The following is a 17,651-nucleotide window of genomic DNA, read 5'->3' on the forward strand; positions in this document are numbered from 1 at the left end:
ATGCCGGCCCTGCCAGAACTTTATCGTGGATGATGTAAATGCAACAACAATATGACCCGCAGCAAATTGAAACCGCTTTGCAACAACAATGGGAGCAAACTAACGCCTTTCAGGTGACGGAAGATCCCAGCAAAGAAAAGTTTTATTGCCTGTCGATGTTCCCCTACCCCAGCGGGCGCTTGCACATGGGTCATGTTCGCAACTACACCATTGGCGATGTAGTCAGCCGTTTTCAACGAATGCAGGGCAAAAATGTCATGCAGCCAATGGGCTGGGATGCTTTTGGTTTACCAGCGGAAAATGCCGCTATAAACCACAAAACGGCCCCGGCCAAATGGACTTACGAAAATATTGATTATATGAAAAACCAGCTGAAACGGTTGGGGTTTGGCTATGACTGGAGCCGGGAAGTGGCGACCTGCAAACCCGACTATTATCGTTGGGAGCAATGGTTTTTCACCAAGTTGTATGAAAAAGGCCTGGTTTACAAAAAAATGGCCACCGTCAACTGGGATCCGGTAGACCAATGCGTGTTGGCTAACGAGCAGGTAATTGATGGCCGTGGCTGGCGCTCCGGCGCGGTAGTCGAGCAGCGCGAGCTGGCGCAGTGGTTTATTAAAATTACCGCCTATGCTGAAGAACTGCTGGCCGATTTAGAGCAGCTGACTGAATGGCCTGAGCAAGTGCGTACTATGCAGAAAAACTGGATAGGCCGCTCAGAGGGCGTCAATATCCGTTTTGATATTGCCGGACAGCAAACTGAAGTTGAAGTTTATACTACCCGGCCTGATACCCTGTATGGCGTTACCTATCTGGCGGTGGCGGCACAGCATCCGCTGGCACGTCAGGCAGCAGCATCTAATCCGCAGCTGGCGGCTTTTATTGAAGACTGCAAGGGCGGCAAGCTGGCTGAAGCTGAGCTGGCCACCATGGAGAAAAAAGGTTGCGCCACCGGCATTTTCGCCGTTCACCCGTTAACCAAAGAGCAACTGCCGGTTTGGGTCGCCAACTTTGTCCTGATGGACTATGGCTCAGGCGCCGTGATGGCCGTTCCAGGGCATGACCAGCGCGACTATGAATTTGCCAGCAAGTACGGTTTAACAATTAAACAAGTTGTTGCCGCCAGCAGTGGCGATGCGGCCGACTTAAGCCAGGCCGCCTACACCGAAAAGGGCACCCTGATTAATTCAGCAGAATTTGATGGTCTTGCGTTTACGGAAGCCTTTAACGCTATTGCTGCCAAACTGGCCAGCCTGGGCAAAGGTGACGTAAAGGTAAATTACCGCTTACGCGACTGGGGTGTGTCACGCCAGCGCTATTGGGGTACGCCCATTCCAATGCTGAACCTGGCAGATGGTTCTGTCGTGCCGGTACCGGAAGATCAACTACCGGTGCGGTTACCGGAAGATGTGGTAATGGATGGGGTAACATCGCCGATTAAAGCCGACCTCAACTGGGCGAAAACCGAATACAACGGCGCACCGGCATTTCATGAGACCGATACCTTTGACACCTTTATGGAGTCGAGTTGGTATTATGCCCGCTATTGCAGCCCGGATTATGACAAAGCCATGCTGGACCCGGCCAAAGCCAATTACTGGCTGCCGGTTGATCAGTATATCGGCGGAATTGAACACGCCATTCTGCATTTGCTGTATGCCCGCTTCTTCCATAAATTGCTGCGTGATGTTGGCCTGGTGCAGTGCGATGAGCCTTTTAAACGGCTGTTGTGTCAGGGCATGGTGCTGGCTGAAACTTTTTACCGCGAAACCGATAACGGTGGCAAACAGTGGTTATCGCCGCAAGATGTTAGCGTAGAACGCGATGATAAAGGACGGATCACCCAGGCTATTTTGCAAAGTGATGGGTTGCCTGTGCTGTCAGCCGGCATGAGCAAAATGTCCAAGTCGAAAAACAATGGTATCGACCCGCAGCAGGTTATTAACCAGTATGGCGCCGATACCGTGCGGCTGTTTATGATGTTTACCGCCCCGCCAGAGCAAACGCTGGAGTGGTCAGACTCTGCCGTGGAAGGAGCCCATCGCTTTATTAAACGGGTTTATACCCTGGTACAAGACGTAAAAGCGGCGGGCGCAGCAGAGCCGCTGCAGATAAACACATTAAATAACGAGCAAAAAACGTTGCGGCGCGAACTGCACAAAACTATTTTCAAAGTCAGTGATGATATTGGCCGCCGTTACACCTTTAATACTGCCATTGCTGCCATTATGGAGCTAAGCAATAAACTACAACGTGCCAGCCTGGCAACCGCTCAGGATAAAGCGGTGATGCATGAAGCCGTATTGGCATTATTACAGCTGCTGAATCCGATAACCCCGCATGTAGCCCAGTTCTTATGGCAACAAATGGGCCAGAGCCAGGGTATTGAACAAACACCATGGCCGGCCGTTGACGAACAGGCGATGGTAGAAGACGAAAAACTGGTGGTGGTGCAAATTAATGGCAAAGTACGGGCGAAAGTAACGGTCAGTGCCGATGCTACAGAACAGCAGGTACTGGAAATGGCTAAACAGGACGATAACGTACAGCGCCATCTGGACGGTGTAACCGTGCGTAAAGTGATTTTCGTCCCGGGTAAGCTATTGAACCTGGTGGTTGGCTGATATGTTAAAGATGGCGATAGCAGTCGTGCTGACACTGGCGCTGAGCAGCTGTGGTTTTCATCTGCGCGGCAACTTGCCACTTAGCCAGTTTCCGGCAGTCTACGTGCAAAGTGATGCGCACTCTGAACTGGCGGAGCTGCTGAATGAGCGCCTGAGTCAGAATAGTGTGCGCTTACTGGACAGTAAGCAGGCTGACGCGCCGACCATTCAGCTGGTCAGCGACACGCTGGAGCGTCGAACGTTATCGTTATTTCCCAGCGGCCAGGTCGCCGAGTACGAACTGATTTACAAAGTCAGCTATTATTTAATTATGCCTGGCGCTGAGCCTGCTTTTAATCAGTTTGAGCTGTACCGTGATTATCAGGATGATCCGAATCAGGCGCTGGCAAAAGCCCGCGAGCTGGACTTATTACTTAGTGAGTTACGGCAACAGGCTGCTAACCGGATTATCCGGCAAATGGCCCGGTTGAACTGATGCAAAAACTGTATGCTAACCAGCTGGCTACCCAGCTTCAGCAGGGGTTAGCTGCATGTTACCTGATTTTTGGCGAAGAGCCGTTACAAAAGCTGGAAGCCATTGATGCCATTCGGCTGGCTGCCAAGGGCCAGGGCTATGATGAACGGCTCAGCTTTACTCTGGATAACCAGTTTGACTGGAGTCAGCTGCACAACGAGCTGGGCGCGATGTCACTGTTTGCTGAGAAACGGTTGATCGAGCTGGAGCTCAATCAGAAACTGCCCCCGACAGCCAGCGACCAGTTAAAACAACTGGCCAGTTCGCTGTCACCCGACATCGTGCTGGTGTTACATGGTCAGCGCGGCTTTGCTGAAGTCAGTAAACTGGCCTGGTTTAAACAGCTACAACAGTTTGCTGTGCAGGTTGCTATTTATCCGCTGGATGATCGGCAAAGCAGGCAATGGCTGCAACAGCGTGCCCGTCAGCTACAATTGCAGCTGACGGCTGACGCCTTTAACTTGCTGCAACATCATAGCGCCGGCAATTTGCTGGCTGCCCGCCAGGAGCTGGAAAAGCTGGCATTGACTCACCCGGACCAACTGATTGATGCTGATGTGCTGGCAGACTTTCTGGCCGATCATTCCAGCTTTACCGTATTCCAGCTGGGTGATGCTATTCTGGCCGGCGAGGGCCCGCAGGCTATGCATCGGTTACAGCGGCTGTTACAGCAGGATTTAGAACCGGCGATCATAGTCTGGCAACTACAACGAGACATTCAGCAATTACACCAGCTGCAACACGACCAGCAACAAGGCATTGCCCTTAGCCAGACCTATAAACAACTGGCTATCTGGCCAAAGCGCCAGCCGTTGTATCAGCAAGCATTACAGCGTTTATCGTTAAGCTATCTGAATTATTTGTTGCAGGAATTGGCTGCATTCGACCGTTTGTACAAAGCGGGAAAATTAGCCGACATCACCACTGCACTCAGCCACCTGGTTTGTTTGTTTCTCCAGCCGGTGCCACGAACTTATAGTTTGCAACAACACAATGATGACTAACTCTCCCTCGCCTGGCCCTTTAATCGGCATTCTAGGTGGCACCTTCGATCCTGTCCATCAGGGACATCTGGCCTGCGGCCGCTTTGTGCTGGAGAAATGTGCGCTGGATAAGTTGCAACTGATGCCCTGTCATATACCGCCACACCGGGCCAGCCCCGGAGTCAGTGCCCGGCAACGGGCAACCATGGTCGAACTGGCGATAGCGGATGAACCGAAAATGCAGCTACAGCCTCTGGAACTGAACCGCAACAGTCCTTCTTATACCGCTGACAGTCTGGCGTTGCTGAAGAAAAACATGCCGGCAAGTACCCTGGCCTTTGTGCTCGGCATGGATTCATTGGCCTATTTTAAAAAATGGCATAACTGGCAACAAATCCTCAGTCTCAGCCACCTGATTGTATGTCAGCGCCCGGGCTACAGTCGCCAGGATGGAGATGCACCGGCACTGCTGGCTGAGTTTGGTGCAGCTATTTCGGTATTGCATCAGCGGGACTGTGGCAGCATTGTTGAGCTTAATAACCCCGATTTTTCGCCCAACGCAACGGCTATCCGCGCAGCACTAGCCGAAAAACAGCAAAATATCAGTGCTCTTGCACCGCAAGTACTGAACTATATTCAGCAACATCGACTCTATCAGAGCTAAGCGCTATAACCGTGGAAAAACTGTGGTAAAATAGCCGCTTTTAGTCAGTATTGAGGAAAATAGGTGCAAACGAACGAACTGGTCGCCTTTGTCACAGACAAAATAGATGATATGAAAGGCCGCGATATCGTAACCTTAGATGTCCGTGGCAAATCAAGCGTAACTGAATTTATGGTGGTCTGCTCGGGTACGTCTACCCGCCATGCTAAGTCTGTCGCGGGTTACTTAGCGGCAGAATGCAAAAAAGCCGGTGTCCAGCCGCTGGGCATCGAAGGTGAAAGCAGTGGTGAGTGGGTGCTGCTCGATTTAGATTCGGTCGTCGTCCACGTTATGCTGGATGAAACCCGCAACTTTTATCAATTGGAAAAACTCTGGAGTGCCTGATCCGGTATGAAGCTTAGTCTGATCGCTGTGGGTACCAGGATGCCTGATTGGGTGCAAGCCGGCTTTAACGAGTATGCCAGACGCTTCGGCCGCGACATGCCGCTGGAGTTAATAGAAATTCCGGCTGGGAAACGCGGTAAAAACGCTGATATCAAACGGATCCTTGAGCTCGAGGGTGAAAAAATGCTGGCTGCAGTGAGTAAAGGCAGCCGGATTGTTACGCTGGAGGTAACCGGCGACAACTGGAGCAGCCCGCAACTGGCGCAGCGGCTGGAGCAATGGCAACAAGATGGCCGCGATGTTGCCTTACTCATCGGCGGACCGGAAGGGTTGTCACCAGCGTGCATTGCTGCCAGTGAAGCGAAGTGGTCTTTGTCCGCGCTTACCCTGCCCCATCCCATGGTACGGGTGGTGCTGGCAGAAGCACTGTACCGGGCCTGGAGCATCAGTACTAATCATCCTTATCATCGCGAGTAGTTATGCTGAAAAAACGCGTTGCCATGCAGGACATTGCTGCCGAAACCCGTCTGTTTAACAGCAGAGCAGTGGTTGCAATGCTGGTAGTCTGCAGCTTGTTCAGCGTTATTTTGCTTAACATGTATAACCTGCAGGTACGCTCGCATCAGGATTATCAAATCCGCTCTGAAGGTAACCGGATAAAAGTCTTACCATTGGCCCCCAACCGCGGTTTGATCAGCGATCGAAATGGTATTTTACTGGCAGAAAACCGGCCGGTATTTTCGCTGGAACTGGTACCCGAACAAATTGACGATATCGACGCTACGCTGCGCAGACTGGCTGAGTTAATTGAAATTTCTCCAGAGCAACAACAGGATTTTCTGCAACAGGTCAGACAGCAACGACGCTTTAACTCTATCGCCTTAAAAGAGCGGTTAGATGAACGGGAAGTCGCAATTATCTCAGTAAGTTTACACCGCTTTCCCGGCGTAACAGTGGAAGCCCGCTTAAGCCGGCACTATCCTTTTGGCGATTTATTTACCCATGCACTGGGTTACATTGGTAAAATCAACACCGATGACTTGCGCCGGCTGGACGAACAAGGCCGGCTGGCCAATTATGCTGCAAGCCGCGAAATTGGTAAGCTGGGTCTGGAACGCTACTATGAAGAACAGCTGCATGGCACCATGGGTTTTCAGGAAGTGGAAGTTAATAACCGCGGCCGGGTGATCCGGGTGTTACGCTCAGTTCCGGCCCGCTCCGGCAAGAATATCCGGTTAAGCCTGGATGTTGGCCTGCAACTTACTGCACAGCAAACGCTTAATCAAAACCGTGGGGCGATTGTCGCAATGGACCCACGCGATGGTGCTGTGCTGGCATTTTATTCCAACCCGAGTTACGACCCGAATCTGTTTGTCCATGGCATAAGCAGCAGCAATTACAATGCATTACTTCACTCTCCGGACCGCCCACTGATCAATCGGGCGACCCAGGGTATCTATCCACCTGCCTCAACCATCAAGCCCCATCTGGCACTATTGGGCCTTGAGACTGATACCGTGCAACCGGATACCAAAGTCTGGGACCCTGGCTACTTTACCCTGCCTAACAGTGACCATCGTTTTCGTGACTGGAAACGTGGTGGCCATGGCTGGGTTGATGTATACAGTGCCGTAGCTGAAAGCTGTGATATTTACTTTTACGACTTGGGCATCAAGCTGGGTATCGATAAAATTTCTGATTATATGCGCCAGTTTGGTTTTGGTGAGCGTACCGGCATCGACATTCATGAAGAAGCCAGCGCCAATATGCCGTCCCGCGGCTGGAAGCGCGCCCGCTTTAATCAACCCTGGTACCCGGGTGATACGGTACCACTGAGTATCGGTCAGAGCTTCTGGACCGCCACCCCGATTCAGCTGGCTTTATCAACGGCTGTTATCGTCAATAAAGGCATGATGCCGACGCCACATATGGCAGCAGAGCTTAGTTCTGCTGACAGCAGCGAGTTAATAGACCCGGGGCTCCGCCCCTCTGTCAACGTCATAGACGAGCAGAACTGGAAGGTTGTCGCCGACACCATGGTGCGCACCGTCGCAACCCTGAAAGGCACAGCCCACAATGCTTTTAAAAATACCCCGTACAGTTCCGCCGGCAAAACCGGCACCGCTCAGGTTGTCGCTATTGCACAGGATGCGAAATACGATGCCGATGCCCTGGCAGAGCAACATCGTGATAATGCTATGTACATTGGCTATGCACCGGCAGACAACCCGACTGTGGTATTTGCAGTGGCCGTTGAAAATACCGGTGGTGGCAGCAGCGTTGGCGCGCCTATTGGGCGTCAGCTGCTGGATTACTATTTTTCAGCCGGAGTAAATAGCAATGAATAGCAGTATGGTCGACCCGGCACAGCGCAGTGGCAGATTTGCCGCTTTTCATATTGACCTGCCATTGCTGCTTGGCCTGCTGACGCTGCTGGCATTTGGGTTGGTGATTTTATACAGTGCTACCGGTCAAAGTGACGCAATGATGAAAGCCCAGGTTATCCGGCTGGGCGTAGCATTAGCGGTAATGGTAGGCGTGGCCCAGCTCAGTCCGCAAACTATCCGGCGCTGGGCGATTGCCCTGTTCAGTATTGGTTTGTTGATGCTGATTGCGGTCCTGTTATTTGGTTATGTCGGCAAAGGCGCCCAGCGCTGGCTTGATTTAGGCTTTATGAAGTTTCAACCGTCAGAAATTATGAAATTGGCGGTACCAATGGCAGTTGCCTGGTTTATTGCTTCGCATAATCTGCCCCCTCGCTTGTGGCACTTATTTATCGGCTTTCTAATGTGTGCCATTCCAACGTTGTTAATTGCCAAGCAGCCTGATTTAGGCACGTCTTTGCTGATAGCGATGTCGGGTTTATTTGTGTTGTTTATGGCGGGCATGAGTTGGCGGCTGATAAGCTTTATCGTGGTGCTGGTATCGGCTTTTGCGCCGGTAATGTGGTTTTTTTTAATGCACGATTATCAACGGCAACGGGTGCTGACCTTTGTTAACCCGGAGACAGATCCATTGGGATCGGGTTATCATATCATTCAATCCAAAATTGCCATCGGCTCTGGTGGCGTTGATGGCAAAGGCTGGTTACAGGGAACTCAGTCACAACTGGAGTTTTTACCCGAACGACACACTGACTTTATTTTTTCAGTGCTAAGTGAAGAGTTTGGCCTGATTGGGGTAATTTTTTTGTTGGCGATTTATTTGTTTATCATTGGCCGGGGTTTGATCATTGCCAGCAGGGCGCAGGACAATTTCAGTAAACTGGTGGCAGCAAGCTTCACCCTGACGTTTTTTGTCTATGTTTTTATCAATATTGGTATGGTTTCCGGATTATTGCCGGTGGTTGGCGTGCCACTACCACTGGTCAGTTATGGCGGTACTTCTATGGTTACCCTGATGGCTGCCTTTGGTGTGTTAATGTCGGTTAGTACCCATAAACGGATGTTAGCAAATGTTTAGACATTACTGTGGTGTCATAGTGTCAGCTACCTTGTTGTTGGCAGGGTGCAGCTCACCATCGCAACCCGTTTCACCTAATGCCGGCCGTTATCAGCAACAACAGGACAGTAAACCAGCGCGTTTACCAACTCTGCTGGAAATGACAGACCCTGCGCCCAAGGCTGAACCACTTAGTCGTGGTGGCAACCGGCCCTATCAGGTGTTTGGTCAGCACTATTCACCCGTAGCCAATATTACAGTCTTTAAAGAAAGCGGAATTGCGTCCTGGTATGGCAATAAGTTTCACGGTCATCTCACCTCAAATGGCGAAACTTACAATATGTTTGCCATGACTGCAGCCCATAAAACCTTGCCATTGCCTTCCTACGTTAAAGTCACTAATCTGGAAAATGGCCAGAGTGCAATTGTGCGGGTAAATGATCGCGGCCCGTTTCACCGCGACCGGATTATAGACCTATCTTACTCTGCGGCCAGTAAAATAGGCATGTTGCAACGAGGTACAGCCAGAGTTCAGCTCGAACTTATAAAATCTCCAGCCATGCTGGCTCAGGATTTAGCCAGTACCGAGCAACAATGTTATATTCAGATCTTTGCCAGTACGGATAATGGTAAACTAAACCAGTTAAGCGCTGAGGTTGCACAAAAATTAGCTGTGCCAACTCAAATTCAGGCGGCGGATGGAATTTTCCGGCTGCTTGTAGGTCCGACTAAAGATAAGTGGCAAGCCCGGAATTGGTTAGCTAAGTTAAAAGCGAATCAGTTCCCTGGCGCCTATTTTTTTGACAGCGCCAGGTGCACTTAAATAATGAGTGCAGTTAAAACAAAGAATGCAGTTAAATTTTACTTTCGCTATTTTCAATAATAAAAGAACGGGTCTCATGAATAGTTATCGACGTATCGTCACTTCCGGCATTGTTGCCATCAGTAGTTTTTGTTTCGCCAATTTCGCCCAGGCACAGGTTGTCATTCCTCAGGCACCAGCTGTCAGCGCCAAAGGCCATATTTTAATTGATTATGATACAGGCAAAGTTTTGTCTGAAGAAAACGCCGATATGTCACTGGCACCCGCCAGCCTGACTAAAATGATGACCAGCTACGTTATCGGTACCGAGCTGAAAAACGGCAATATCAGCCTGGATGATAAGGTCACAATCAGCGAAAAAGCCTGGGCCAAAAACTTCCCCGGTTCGTCCCTGATGTTTATTGAAGTTGGCACTCAGGTAACCGTTGCCGATTTAAACAAAGGTATTATTATCCAGTCAGGCAACGATGCCTGTGTGGCAATGGCCGAGCATATTGCCGGCAGTGAGAGCGCCTTTGTCGACTTGATGAATGCCCACGCTGAACGTCTGGGAATGCACAGCACTCGTTTTAGCACCAGCCATGGTTTACCCGCTGCAGAGCAATATACCACCCCCCGCGATATGGCGAAGCTGGCAGTAGCACTGATTAAAGACGTCCCGGAAGAATACGCACTTTATGCTGAAAAAGAGTTTACTTATAACAACATCCGTCAGTACAACCGTAATTCTTTGTTGTGGGATCGCAGTCTGGAAGTTGACGGCATCAAGACCGGCCATACCAGTGAAGCAGGATACAGTTTAATTACCTCTGCCACCCGTGATGGCATGCGTCTGGTGTCAGTTGTCATGGGCACGGATAGTGAACGCAGCCGTGCGAATGAAAACAAAAAATTACTGAGTTATGGCTTTCGGTTTTTTGAAACCTTTTCACCGTATCAAAGCGGTGAGCAATTCGCCGAGCAGAGAGTATGGCAAGGTGACAAAGAGCAAATTAAACTGGGCTTGCTGCAAAGCACACCGATAACCATTGCCCGCGGTCAGCGCCGTAATTTGAAAGCAGATGTCAGCTTGGATCAGCAACTGATTGCCCCCATTAACCAGGGGCAGGTTGTTGGCACTATCTACTTAAAGCTGGAAGGCGAAGATATTGCTGAGTATCCATTGGTTGCGTTAGAGGATGTAGGGCGTGGCGGTTTTTTCAGCCGGATGATTGATTACGTTAAAATGCAGTTTAACTAAACCGGTTACCGTCAAACTGACAAGTCCCGGCAACTGCCGGGATTTTTTGTTACACTATGCACCTTTTAAAAGAGCACCATGTAAAATAAGCGCCTGTTGAAGTAGGCGCCCGTTAAAAGCGGCAATAGCCTCAATGAGAGTAAGCAAATGGCTAATGAAGTAAAAGACACCAAATTTGACCAGTACCTGGAGTTTCCCTGTCAGTTTAATTTTAAAGTGCTGGGCCTGGCCGAGCCCAAGCTGGTAGATGAAGTAATGAGCGTAATTTGCCGCCACACCGACGCCACAGACTATAGCCCCAGTGTGAAGCCAAGTGCGAAAGGCAATTACCATTCAGTTTCGGTCAAAGTGACAGTGACCAGTAAAGACCATATTGAATTACTGTATACAGAGCTTGGCAAAATTGAATTGGTACGCTACGTACTTTAATGAGCTGAACTCGCATTAGCAGCACAAATCGCTATAATGCAGCCAGTTTTTCAGCGGAGTAAGCCGTGAGTCTCAGCCAGCAACTTGTGATCCGTGATTTAGGCAGCCAGGACTATACCGAGGTCTGGCATGCTATGCAGCGTTTCACCGACCAACGTAATGAGCACACAGCCGACGAATTATGGCTGCTGGAGCATCCGGCGGTATTTACTCAGGGCCAGGCCGGCAAAGCCGAACATGTATTATTGCCCGGTGATATCCCGGTGGTAAAGGTAGATCGCGGTGGCCAGGTTACCTACCATGGTCCCGGCCAACTGGTGGTTTATGTGCTGCTGGATATTAAGCGGCGTAAGTTGGGCGTACGCCAGCTGGTTACTTTACTTGAGCAGGTACTAATTGAACTACTGGCCCAACATGGCACTACTGCCAACGCCCGGCCAGATGCGCCAGGTGTATATATTGACGGTAAAAAAATAGCATCGCTGGGCTTAAGGGTGCGTAAAGGCTGTACTTTTCATGGTCTGGCACTGAACGTCGATATGGATCTCAGTCCGTTTGAGCGGATTAATCCCTGCGGCTATGCAGGCATGCAAATGATTCAAAGTAAAGATTACGGTGGCCCGCTGACAATAAGTCAGGCCAAAACCGAGATCAGCAACATCTTTAAGCGGCTTCTGGCCGTATCAGAACTGAGTTTTAAAACAGGGTTAGAGTGGCAAAATGACTAAGACAGCGCGTATGGAACCAGGTGTTAAATTACGTGACGCTGATAAAATGGCGTTAATTCCGGTAAAGGTATTGCCCACTGAACCTGAAGAAATGCTGCGAAAACCGTCCTGGTTGAAGATTAAACTACCAAAAACCACAGAGCGGATTGATCAGATTAAAGGCGCAATGCGCAAGCACGGTCTGCACTCGGTTTGTGAAGAGGCGGCCTGCCCTAACCTGCCGGAGTGTTTTAATCACGGTACTGCAACCTTTATGATCCTGGGCGCTATTTGTACCCGGCGTTGCCCGTTCTGTGACGTAGCCCATGGCCGGCCGTTGCCACCGAGCGCAGAAGAGCCGGAGAATCTGGCGTTAACCATTCGCGATATGAAATTGAAGTATGTTGTTATTACCTCAGTTGACCGTGACGACTTACGGGACGGTGGTGCCCAGCACTTTGCCGATTGCATCACAGCCATTCGTAAGTACAGCCCGGATATTAAAATTGAAGTGCTGGTGCCTGATTTCCGCGGCCGGATGGATGTAGCGCTGGAAATTTTAAGCAAAAGCCCGCCAGATGTGTTTAACCACAACCTGGAAACCGCGCCCCGTTTGTATAAACTGGCCCGGCCTGGCGCTGATTATAAATGGTCATTGCAACTGCTGAAACGCTTTAAACAAGCTCACCCTGAAGTATCTACCAAATCAGGTTTGATGGTCGGCCTGGGTGAAACTACCGAAGAGCTGCTGCAGGTTCTGCAAGACTTGCGCGAGCACGATGTGGATATGCTGACGGTAGGCCAGTATCTGCAACCCAGCAAGCACCACTTACCGGTGAAGCGCTATATGCCACCGAGCGAGTTTGATGAAATTAAACATTTTGCCAACAACATCGGCTTTAAACACGCTGCATGCGGCCCCTTCGTCCGCTCGTCCTATCATGCCGATCGTCAGGCTGCCGGCGAAGAAGTCAGTTAACAGGTAATGCCAACTTACTTTTGAGGCTGCTTTTGCAGCCTTTTTTATTGGTTACAGGCCATAGCCTTGTTATGCTATTTATCAGCAAAACAGCTACACTTGCTGCAGTGATAATTGGGGGGATCTATGGAGCAGCGACGTTTTAGCCGGGTCAATTTTCAGGGGAAAGCTCATCTTGAGACTGCAGCGCAGAGTTACCCCACTGAGGTACTCGATATATCATTAAAGGGCGCGTTAATTAGCGTACCTGTGGGTTGGAAACCAGATGTGCCGGGGCCTTTGGTGTTGCGGGTGCATTTAAGTGATTACCCGCTCGACTTCAGTATGCAGGTTAGTGTTGCCCATCAGCACAATGACGTAGTTGGTTTGCACTGCGATAAAATTGATCTGGAAAGCGCCGGCCATTTAAAACGCTTAATTGAGCTTAATTTAGGTGACAGCCAATTACTAAGTCGTGAGCTTTCTGAATTATCGGTCGACGACCAGGCCTGAGCGCGCTGAAATGGCTTTAAAGGTGCTGCAGCGCGTTAACTGCGTCACCATAGCCATGGCCTGCAGCGAGTTGCATCAGAGCATGCCATTGCTGCCAGGCTTGCTGCTGCCGGGCTAAGTAGGCGAAATAGTACTGCACCGGCATTATGTTCTCTGGGCTGTTTAACGCCCTGACCATCAGCTGCTGATATAATTCCGGCATTGCGGTCTGATATGACTCCATCGGATTAATCGTTGCCACCACCCGGTAAGCTTGCTGCCCGGCTGCCTGACAGGTCTCAACCGCTGCAAGTTTTACTTTGTCGCTGGCTGCTTCGGTCTCTGGCAGCCATTGCTGGCGCCAGGCGGCAACGGTTGCGGGGGTACTGTCAAATAACAAATTGGTGGCAAAGCTGCCGGGATGGCACAGTTTTTCTGCGGCTATGTGGCTTAGCGGGTACTCATCAATAAAGCCGAGTACATGCATAAATTCATGCTGCAATAAAGCGAGGCTGGCCGTATCAGGTAGTTGCACTATGCCATTGTTGTAGCTGGCCAGGCCCTGGCCGGCAATAATCAGTAGCTGGCTAAACTCCCCCGCTAATACCTGCTCGGTTAACGAGCCATAATTGCAGCTGATCCGCTCTGCCGCGTGTTCAGAGCAACTCAGTTCAGTCGCATTTACTTTAAGCAGCTCATTAAAACACACTGGCAGACTGCTAAGAAGCGGATCTGTTGCCCAGGCAGACTTTAAATGTTGCCAACGTACAATGCCTGCTTGCTGGCTGACTATAGGTTGTACTGTGAGATTGCAGCCGGCAGCAGCCTGATAGCCACTATCAGGTACCGTTGCGGGTGCTGATTGCCACAAGCCCAGTGTCGCCCGTTGCGAGCGACTAATGGCAGAAGCAGGTAACTGATCACTTTCGAACACTTGCTGCAGCCACTTCGCCGTGGCTAATCGTCCTTCCAACCGCTGCTGTAGCTCAAGCGCATGATTTAAACCCTCGCTGTCTCCAAGCCGTGCCGCCTGCCGGAACCAGTTTAACGCTTCATTAAGCTCGCTATCGGCCAGACGCTGCTTAGCCAATTTCATTGCCGCTTGCGGTTTGGTCGCTGCTTGCTCCATTAACTGCTGCTGGCTGACGGGCTCTTTTTGTGGCGAACAGCCCACCAGTAATAATGCAAAAAAGCCAGCAAGCTGGCTTTTTAATAACATGCGGTACTGAGACTTAGTGGAACTCATCAGTTTCACCTGAGAGCGCTTCTCCCCTTAGTCTGGCCATTTCCAGCCGTGCATACCGGTGCTCAACAAACTCATAAACATTCGTCGCCAGCACTTTTTTATAGTATTCAATAGCCTGCTCAGGCCGTCGCTTGGCTTCGTGCCATTTAGCCAGATAAAAATACACTTCGCATAAACGCTCGGCCAGTACCCGCGGTCCACTTAAATCGTTGAGAATAGAATTCAACAGTTGTTGCTCTGAGATATCACCATGGTAAAACTGAGGAATATTGGTGGCCCAGTCATCAGCAGCTAATTGGGTAAGATTTTCCGCTAACCGTTCATTTGCAGCGGCTGCAGATAAATCAGATTCGGCCAGATACAACCAGACAACCCGGTAAGGATCGGCAGGTCGTAATTGCAAAAACCGCTCAAAATCTGGCACAGCTAAGTCGGCGCGGCCTGCGTAATATAAAGCAATACCACGATTTAAGTATGCATATTCGTAATCAGGTGCCAGTTCCAGCGCTGAGTCAAAGGCTTCATAGGCCTGATCAAAATTACCGCTAAGGGTGTAATGAATACCGACAAAATTGTAAGCGTCGGCCATATCCGGCTTCAGCCGCAAGGCCCGCATAAAGTCGAGTCTCGCTAACGAGCGCAAGCCTGCACTGTCGTACATAACGCCGCGGTCATAATATAAACGTGCCGACTGCTCTTCAGTCAACTCAGCACGTTGCAAAATTTCGGTTAAGCGGGCAATAGCCAGCTCGGTACGATAAGGTACCGCCAACGGCTCTGGCGTAAGCCAGGCCGCAGACGATGACGGTTGCGTTGTAGCACAACCGCTTAAGGTAAGCAGCGCCAGGATCAGCGCCACCACACCAGATTTAACGCTGAACATATTACGCGTCTTGCTCTGCATTGGCAGCGGCTTCGGCTGGTTTAGTATTTGCTTCCTTAATACTTAACCGTACCCGACCCTGCTTGTCCACTTCCAGTACCTTAACAGCCACTTTCTGGCCTAACTGTAAGTGTTCAGAGACATTGCTTACCCGCTCATCAGAGATTTGCGAGATATGCACTAAGCCGTCTTTACCTGGCAATACGTTAACAAAAGCACCGAAGTCAACAATCCGCACCACTTCGCCCTGATAGATAGCACCCACTTCAATATCAGCAGTAATGGCATTGATTTTATCAATGGCAATTTGCGCCGCTTTCGCGGTGGTCGCAGCAATTTTAATGCTGCCATCATCTTCCAGTTCAATAGTGGTACCGGACTCTTCAGTGATCTGGCGAATAACCGCGCCACCTTTACCGATAACCTCGCGGATTTTTTCCGGGTTAATTTTCATGGTGTAAATACGTGGTGCGTATTCAGACATTTCTTCACGGTGACCGCTAATTGCCTGATCCATCACGTTCAGAATATGCAAACGGGCAGCTTTTGCCTGTTTTAACGCAGTTTGCATAATTTCCTGGGTAATGCCGTCGATTTTAATGTCCATTTGCAGCGCAGTAATACCTTCCGTAGTACCGGCTACTTTAAAGTCCATATCGCCTAAGTGGTCTTCATCACCTAAAATATCTGACAACACCACAAAATCGTCGCCCTCTTTTACCAGACCCATAGCAATACCAGCCACTGAGGCTTTAATCGGTACGCCAGCATCCATCAGCGCCAGTGAAGAGCCACAGACAGAGGCCATTGAGCTTGAACCATTTGATTCAGTAATTTCAGAAACAATGCGCACGGTATACGGGAAGTCTTCAAAATCTGGCATCACCGCTAACACGCCACGCTTAGCTAAACGGCCATGGCCAATTTCGCGGCGCTTCGGCGAGCCAACCATACCGGTTTCACCCACACAGTACGGAGGGAAGTTATAGTGCAGCATAAAGGTATCGGTTTTCTGACTTAATAAGTCATCGATATTTTGTGCATCACGGGCGGTACCTAAAGTACAGGTAACAAGCGCCTGAGTCTCACCACGGGTAAACAGTGATGAACCGTGAGTACGGGGTAATACGCCTGTCATTACGCTTAAACCACGGATCATTTCCGGGTCACGGCCATCGATACGCGGCTCGCCTTTGGTAATACGGCTTCGCACCACTTTACTTTCCAGGTCATGGAAAATATCACCAAACTCGTTTTTATCCAGCTCTTCGCCTTCAGCCAGCTCTGCCGTCAACTTGGCGTGCAGGGCGGTTTTGATTTCCGCGATCCGCTCATAACGTTTAGCTTTTTCAGTGATCTGATAAGCTGCACCGATATCAGCAGTAGCCAGTTCAGCTACTTTAGCTATTAACGGCAGGTTCTTAGCAGGTGCCTGCCAGTTCCACGATGGCTTAGCACCTTCAGCCGCTAACTCATTAATAGCATTGATGGCGGTTTGCATTTGCTCATGGCCATACATTACTGCGCCTAACATTACATCTTCTGATAAAATGTTGGCTTCAGATTCGACCATTAATACCGCGTTATGGGTACCAGCAACCACTAAGTCCAGTTTCGAGCTTTTCAGCTCTTCTTCTGATGGGTTTAATACATACTGGTTATTAACATAACCCACACGTGCTGCGCCGATAGGGCCAGCGAACGGAATACCTGATAAAGCTAACGCCGCTGAAGTACCAATTAAGGCAACAATGTCTGGTTGAATTTCTGGCTGTACTGAAACGACAGTAGCAATAACCTGAACTTCATTGGTAAAGCCTTCCGGGAATAACGGACGGATAGGACGGTCGATTAAACGACAAATTAAGGTCTCACCTTCACTTGGCCGGCCTTCACGTTTAAAAAAGCCACCCGGGATCCGGCCAGCTGCATACATTTTTTCCTGGTAGTTAACAGTTAACGGAAAGAAATCCTGACCAGGTTTAGGTTCTTTTTTACCAACTACTGTTACTAAAACGGAGGTATCTCCCAGGCTGGCCAGCACTGCGGCATCCGCCTGACGGGCAATTACGCCGGTTTCTAAAGTAAAAGTATGTTGGCCAAACTGAAATGATTTTACGATGGGAGTCACGTGTGTATTTCCTTTATCTTAATCGCCGAATTGCGATGTTTTTCTCTGTGTTTTCTACCTGCACAGTATACTCTGTAACCTGTTACAAAAGATAGTTCAGTAAAAATAGCGCTGAAAATAATTCCTGAAAAA

General features: G+C 49.9%; 17 protein-coding genes. 14 read left to right on the forward strand and 3 right to left on the reverse strand.

What is annotated here, in order from left to right:
* Positions 1-38 precede the first annotated feature (38 nt).
* From leuS to CRO03_RS11580, 14 genes are all read left to right on the forward strand, one after another.
* The gene (leuS, locus tag CRO03_RS11515; RefSeq protein ID WP_097111782.1) at positions 39-2,624 is read left to right on the forward strand and encodes a leucine--tRNA ligase; all 2,586 of its coding nucleotides are present in this window, start codon (positions 39-41) and stop codon (positions 2,622-2,624) included.
* Position 2,625: 1 nt separating this feature from the next.
* The gene (locus CRO03_RS11520; protein WP_170949002.1) at positions 2,626-3,099 is read left to right on the forward strand and encodes an LPS-assembly lipoprotein LptE; all 474 of its coding nucleotides are present in this window, start codon (positions 2,626-2,628) and stop codon (positions 3,097-3,099) included.
* Positions 3,099-4,142, forward strand: coding sequence for a DNA polymerase III subunit delta (gene holA, locus CRO03_RS11525; protein WP_097111784.1), 1,044 nt, complete (start codon positions 3,099-3,101; stop codon positions 4,140-4,142). Before CRO03_RS11520 ends, holA begins: the two co-directional genes overlap by 1 nt.
* Positions 4,132-4,785 carry a nicotinate-nucleotide adenylyltransferase gene (gene nadD, locus CRO03_RS11530; RefSeq protein ID WP_245861625.1) on the forward strand — a complete coding sequence of 218 codons (654 nt, stop codon included), beginning with the start codon at positions 4,132-4,134 and terminating at the stop codon, positions 4,783-4,785. Before holA ends, nadD begins: the two co-directional genes overlap by 11 nt.
* 63 nt (positions 4,786-4,848) lie before the next feature.
* Complete coding sequence (rsfS, locus tag CRO03_RS11535; protein WP_097111785.1) at positions 4,849-5,169, forward strand: ribosome silencing factor; 321 nt, start codon at positions 4,849-4,851, stop codon at positions 5,167-5,169.
* Between the two features lie 6 nt (positions 5,170-5,175).
* Positions 5,176-5,646: a 23S rRNA (pseudouridine(1915)-N(3))-methyltransferase RlmH gene (rlmH, locus tag CRO03_RS11540; protein WP_097111786.1), complete on the forward strand. Its 471-nt coding sequence runs from the start codon at positions 5,176-5,178 to the stop codon at positions 5,644-5,646.
* A gap of 2 nt (positions 5,647-5,648) precedes the next feature.
* The gene (gene mrdA, locus CRO03_RS11545) at positions 5,649-7,517 is read left to right on the forward strand and encodes a penicillin-binding protein 2 (protein WP_170949003.1); all 1,869 of its coding nucleotides are present in this window, start codon (positions 5,649-5,651) and stop codon (positions 7,515-7,517) included.
* On the forward strand, positions 7,510-8,631 hold the full coding sequence (rodA, locus tag CRO03_RS11550) for a rod shape-determining protein RodA (protein ID WP_097111787.1): 1,122 nt from the start codon (positions 7,510-7,512) through the stop codon (positions 8,629-8,631). The genes mrdA and rodA overlap by 8 nt, the downstream gene beginning before the upstream one ends.
* Positions 8,624-9,433, forward strand: a complete 810-nt coding sequence (locus CRO03_RS11555; protein WP_097111788.1) for a septal ring lytic transglycosylase RlpA family protein — start codon at positions 8,624-8,626, stop codon at positions 9,431-9,433. Before rodA ends, CRO03_RS11555 begins: the two co-directional genes overlap by 8 nt.
* A 76-nt stretch (positions 9,434-9,509) precedes the next feature.
* Positions 9,510-10,673: a serine hydrolase gene (locus CRO03_RS11560; RefSeq protein ID WP_097111978.1), complete on the forward strand. Its 1,164-nt coding sequence runs from the start codon at positions 9,510-9,512 to the stop codon at positions 10,671-10,673.
* Positions 10,674-10,820: 147 nt separating this feature from the next.
* Positions 10,821-11,102 (forward strand): DUF493 family protein YbeD, encoded by a 282-nt coding sequence (gene ybeD / locus CRO03_RS11565; protein WP_097111789.1) that lies wholly within the window; start codon positions 10,821-10,823, stop codon positions 11,100-11,102.
* 65 nt (positions 11,103-11,167) lie between these two features.
* Positions 11,168-11,830, forward strand: coding sequence for a lipoyl(octanoyl) transferase LipB (gene lipB / locus CRO03_RS11570; RefSeq protein ID WP_097111790.1), 663 nt, complete (start codon positions 11,168-11,170; stop codon positions 11,828-11,830).
* Positions 11,823-12,788, forward strand: coding sequence for a lipoyl synthase (gene lipA, locus CRO03_RS11575; RefSeq protein WP_097111791.1), 966 nt, complete (start codon positions 11,823-11,825; stop codon positions 12,786-12,788). The genes lipB and lipA overlap by 8 nt, the downstream gene beginning before the upstream one ends.
* 126 nt (positions 12,789-12,914) lie before the next feature.
* Complete coding sequence (locus CRO03_RS11580) at positions 12,915-13,280, forward strand: PilZ domain-containing protein (RefSeq protein WP_097111792.1); 366 nt, start codon at positions 12,915-12,917, stop codon at positions 13,278-13,280.
* Positions 13,281-13,296: 16 nt separating this feature from the next.
* Here CRO03_RS11580 and CRO03_RS11585 read toward each other — a convergent pair whose 3' ends face one another.
* The 3 genes from CRO03_RS11585 to pnp are packed head-to-tail and all read right to left on the reverse strand — an operon-like array spanning position 13,297 to position 17,519.
* Positions 13,297-14,505, reverse strand: a complete 1,209-nt coding sequence (locus CRO03_RS11585; protein WP_097111793.1) for a hypothetical protein — start codon at positions 14,503-14,505, stop codon at positions 13,297-13,299.
* A complete protein-coding gene (gene nlpI, locus CRO03_RS11590; protein ID WP_245861627.1) occupies positions 14,492-15,409 on the reverse strand; it encodes a lipoprotein NlpI in 918 nt (305 codons plus the stop codon). The genes CRO03_RS11585 and nlpI overlap by 14 nt, the downstream gene beginning before the upstream one ends.
* Positions 15,390-17,519: a polyribonucleotide nucleotidyltransferase gene (pnp, locus tag CRO03_RS11595; RefSeq protein ID WP_097111795.1), complete on the reverse strand. Its 2,130-nt coding sequence runs from the start codon at positions 17,517-17,519 to the stop codon at positions 15,390-15,392. The genes nlpI and pnp overlap by 20 nt, the downstream gene beginning before the upstream one ends.
* Positions 17,520-17,651: the final 132 nt, after the last annotated feature.

Origin of the sequence: Arsukibacterium tuosuense, assembly GCF_900215315.1 — a bacterium.
Classification (GTDB): Bacteria; Pseudomonadota; Gammaproteobacteria; order Enterobacterales; family Alteromonadaceae; genus Alishewanella; species Alishewanella tuosuense.